The organism is Bacillus sp. JJ722 (assembly GCF_036963345.1).
In the GTDB taxonomy this organism is placed as follows: domain Bacteria; phylum Bacillota; class Bacilli; order Bacillales; family DSM-1321; genus Bacillus_AD.
In genome coordinates this window covers 1-4,314 of record NZ_JBALMO010000383.1, presented here as the reverse complement: position 1 = coordinate 4,314, position 4,314 = coordinate 1, and the positions used below count along the sequence as shown (strand labels likewise).

General features: G+C 31.4%; 5 protein-coding genes. All 5 read right to left on the bottom strand.

Annotated elements, in window-relative coordinates; all coding sequences use genetic code 11:
• Positions 1-141: 141 nt before the first annotated feature.
• The 5 genes from V7014_RS26525 to V7014_RS26505 all read right to left on the bottom strand — a co-directional run bounded on the left by V7014_RS26525 (position 142) and on the right by V7014_RS26505 (position 4,141).
• The gene (locus V7014_RS26525) at positions 142-1,941 is read right to left on the bottom strand and encodes an ABC transporter ATP-binding protein (RefSeq protein ID WP_335512023.1); all 1,800 of its coding nucleotides are present in this window, start codon (positions 1,939-1,941) and stop codon (positions 142-144) included.
• A gap of 61 nt (positions 1,942-2,002) precedes the next feature.
• On the bottom strand, positions 2,003-2,485 hold the full coding sequence (locus tag V7014_RS26520; protein ID WP_335512021.1) for a lasso peptide biosynthesis B2 protein: 483 nt from the start codon (positions 2,483-2,485) through the stop codon (positions 2,003-2,005).
• Positions 2,486-2,516: 31 nt separating this feature from the next.
• The gene (locus V7014_RS26515) at positions 2,517-2,822 is read right to left on the bottom strand and encodes a lasso peptide biosynthesis PqqD family chaperone (RefSeq protein WP_335512019.1); all 306 of its coding nucleotides are present in this window, start codon (positions 2,820-2,822) and stop codon (positions 2,517-2,519) included.
• Positions 2,782-3,756 carry an aldolase gene (locus tag V7014_RS26510; protein ID WP_335512017.1) on the bottom strand — a complete coding sequence of 325 codons (975 nt, stop codon included), beginning with the start codon at positions 3,754-3,756 and terminating at the stop codon, positions 2,782-2,784. The genes V7014_RS26515 and V7014_RS26510 overlap by 41 nt, the downstream gene beginning before the upstream one ends.
• A 223-nt stretch (positions 3,757-3,979) precedes the next feature.
• Positions 3,980-4,141, bottom strand: coding sequence for a paeninodin family lasso peptide (locus V7014_RS26505; RefSeq protein ID WP_335512015.1), 162 nt, complete (start codon positions 4,139-4,141; stop codon positions 3,980-3,982).
• Positions 4,142-4,314 lie beyond the last annotated feature (173 nt).

Sequence of the window (4,314 nt, the reverse complement as noted above, 5' to 3'; positions counted from 1 at the left end):
ACGATATGTTTATTTTACAAATAATGTCTTACATACTTCTTTATTTATACTTAAAATTTTCTTAATAATGAGTACTGCGATTTAAATGGTACTTATTTTTAATAATATTGAGAAAAGAATAGTTTTTATCCTACTTCAAATTCACACACTTGACTCCAGTTGGTTGCTTAAAAGACTACTAAACATTCCTCTTTTGTCTTTAGCTAACTTATTATATTCACCTATTTGAATAATAGACCCTTTATCCATTACTAACACTTGATCCGCATTTCGAATCGTAGACAATCGATGCGCAATGACAATAATAGTCATGCTACCTTTTAATCTTTCGATAGCTCTTTGAATCTTTGCTTCACTTTCTGTATCTAGTGCACTCGTTGCTTCATCTAATACAAGAATGGAAGGTTTACGTAAGATTGCTCGTGCTAGTACAAGTCGTTGCCTTTCTCCTCCTGAAAGTTTAATTCCTCGATCTCCAATTAATGTATCTAATCCTTGAGGTAACTTTCGAACAAAATCCGCTGCTGCTGCAAATTCTAAGGCTTTCCAAATGTCCTCTATACTTGCATGATAATCAACGAGTATTAAATTCTCTCTTATCGTTCCATTAAATAGAAATGGATCTTGTGGGATATAACTTATTGACTTTCTAAATGATAATAATTTTTCATTTGTAAGTGGTAAATTATCAATAATTACCTCACCTTTGTCAGGTTTATTTAATCCCATTAACAAATCAATCAAAGTGCTTTTGCCAGCACCAGATTTACCAACAATAGCTGTCATACGATACGATGGAATTTTAATGTTAATATTTTTTAGTGTATATATATTTTCGTTAGGATTATATTTAAAATAGACATTTCGAGAAGTCAAGCCTTGCTCCATAGTAATTGGAATTATGTCTTTATGATCTAAAGCAGATACTTCTTGAGCATTTAAACATTCCTTTTGTAACTCCTCTAACGCTTTAAACGAAGGGATACAGTATCCAAGTTGCTCTAAATTAGATTGAATAACTGCAAATCTTGGCCACAACCTAGCAAAAATCACAGTAATCACTACTAATTGTGCAGGCTGAGCCATAAACATTTGGATTGAGAAGTAAGCAAAAGTTGCAATTAATAATCCAGAAACAATTTTGAATATTACTTGAGACGTTGTATTAACCATGGTTAAGTTGATATTATTTTCTTTCATTTTTTTGCTTAAAGAGATAAACCAGTCCATATGAGCAGCCTCTAATGAATTACTTTTGATGTCTTTTATTCCATTAAAGTGATCTGTAATTCCAGCCATATAGGTTTTTGATAACTGAAAAGTTTCCTCTCCTAAAGCGCTAGATTTTTTAGTAAACTTTTTAGAAAGCATAATTAAAATTAATCCAAAAGCTATTATAAAAATGGTCATTTTAGCTGATAAATAGAATGCTATACTAATTTGAATGAAGGTAAAAATAAGGTTAGATACAAACCTAAAAAATAAATAAAGACCATCGCTCACATTAAACGTTTCGTTTGCCATGATATTAATGATATCAGACTTTCTTTTTTTCAAGAAAAATGCCCAATTTGCCTGAAGTAAACCTTTATAAGTATCCTCTCTTAAACGTACAATAAAATTTTGTTGAATTTTCACACTTAATATAGTTTGATTTCTTTGAAAAATGCTCTGCCCTCCAATTAAGATCACATACACTCCTAAGATCATAACAAGTTGTATCTCTTTGGGAATCCCAACAAATAAATTATTAATTCCATTCAAAACAGGAATATCAACTGTATTTAAATCAAACATACCTGTTAAATCAATCAATGGAATTAGCAAAAATATGCCCACACTCTCAAAGAAACCAATAAACATCATACAGATTAGATTGATATAAAGAATCTTGCCTGAATAGTTATGTATTTGCTTGATAAAGTATAAGAGATGCTTCAAAACTTATCCTCCTATTCTTTTAATATTCTCCTCTATATCAAAAGTGATGAATATTTAACCATTACACATAATCTTTGCTTTGCAACTCGTTCGTTCTCAATACCTTCGCAAATTTTGCTACGACCGTAAATCTTTCCATAACTTCAGCACCTGAAATATAATAAGGTCCACTTCGCAACCAGGCATGTGCAATAAAGTCGCCATTTTCATCTTTAGATGTCCCTAAATAAAGAGTACTTTCAATATTTCTTTTCTCCAACATCTTCATACCAGCAATCGCTTTTACAAGGCACTGACTTTCCCAAAAAGTATAACGGCTCATAACTCGAATAGCTTGAGAAATACGAGCTATATCTTCTTTTTGAGATGAATTTAGTGTAAACGAGGTCTCTTTATTTTCCTCACCTAGAGTAGGAGCCACTTTTGAAAAGGGAATACTCTTCAGATAACGGGCTATTCCTAAATAAATAAAAGCCTCGATAAAGAGAAATTTTGTTTTTATATCTAGTTTTAAAAATGTTCGAACCTTCATTACCATGTTCATCATTCCCTTCTAAAGCTAGACAACTATGAATTTAGGAATTTACTTGTTCCTCTATTTGGATTAAACCTTCTTCTAGTAATTGCTCTAAAAACGAACTAACTTGTTGCTCACACTCCGCTTGACTTATATCATAATTTGTAAGCAATAAAGAAATAAGATCTTGAAAAGCAATAGGCTCTTTAAGTAGGTCCCAAATTTCTCCTCCTAAATGACCTAAATTATAATACTTACTATTCTGGATATTCAACATAACCTTCTCTCCATCCATATCACTAACGATATTCCCTGCCTTTTGACTAAACAAATGATTGTTTGTAATTTTTCCGTTCATAATCATGTCCTTTTTCCTCCATTTTAATTGTATTTAAAATAACATCTGTTAAATCATGTGCTGTAAATCGAGTTGTTGGTCTACATAACTGGAAAAAACTAATTTTATTAATCATCTTAGAAGATATATTAAAATGCCAATCCATTAATCCAGATTCTTGAATAAAAAAGTTTCGATACGTATGATAGAACAGTTTATAAAATCTTTGTAAATCTTGAATTGGATGTATTTTAACCTCTTCATTTTCAGTACTTGTCACTAACTCAAATATGCCAGCAAGAGGTAATGATTCGGTAGCAAACATAGATTGAACGGGAATAGCAAATTTATCTGCTCTAGAGATAAGTGAACGATATTGATTTGATTGCATTTCAAAATGATTTAAACTTTCTAACCATAATTTTTGTTGCGGATAAGCTGGAGTTACCATAGGGATGTTTTCCTCATTAAGCGTTACTGGTATTACATCATCACTTAATAGCTTGTAGCCTCTTTTTAAAAAAGCTGAAGCTAAGGTGGATTTCCCTGCGCCAGAATCCCCCACAATCGCATAAGCCTTTCCTTCAATCGCAATCGCACTTCCATGTAGAGGTAAAATTCCCCTTTGCAATAAGAGAGCTCCCATACAACTGCCTAGTATATAAAGTCGAATTTCGTCTTCATGCGCCTCTCTTAATGGAGAAAATACTATTCTATTACCATTTTCAATACTAAAATAACCTACGTCAGAGATGTGAAACATTATCCAATTTGGTTTAATGATGAAATTAGATTCAGCTTTAGATTGCTCCGACCATATCGAATAGAGTTCTGCTTTTTCTATAACAATATCTGCATTATGATCTACAATATTAATACGAGTTAATTCCGGTAAAAGGATTTCACTTGATATGATCATTCCAAATGCTTTATAAAGATTTTTTTTCAAAACAGCATTCATCTAACTATTTCTCCTTCTTTTGAGATAGCCTTTTATTGAATTGATTTCAACGAAAATAACCCCTAATTATTATTAATGTTTAAAATAAGAATAAAAAAATAAATCCCAGTTTTATCTGATTACCCCCTATTATTTATAGGGAGTAATCACTAAATTGGTCTTATTATACAAGGCTCTATTTATGCGTAATAAACCAATATCTGTCTATTAATAAGTCCCTTTTTTAACTATCCCACTTATGATGTCCATTGCCGTTTCCATTGCCGTGGCTATTGTGTCCATTGCCGTTTCCATTGCCATGATTCCCATGACCATTACCACCACGACCAAAAGTCTTATTCACATCAAGAACTTTCAATTCAAGATTTTTCCATTCTTTTTTCATTGCTATCACCCCCTTTCAATATAATGAATTAAAATTCAAATAATATATTATGTAGTTCTTTCGAGGGAGGACAAGCATGAATTTTTCATGCCAGTTTTTTTAAACATCAGTAAATTAATTCTTACATTATTAGCACTTTACTTTTACGAATTATATGTTCTTTATAAAGAACA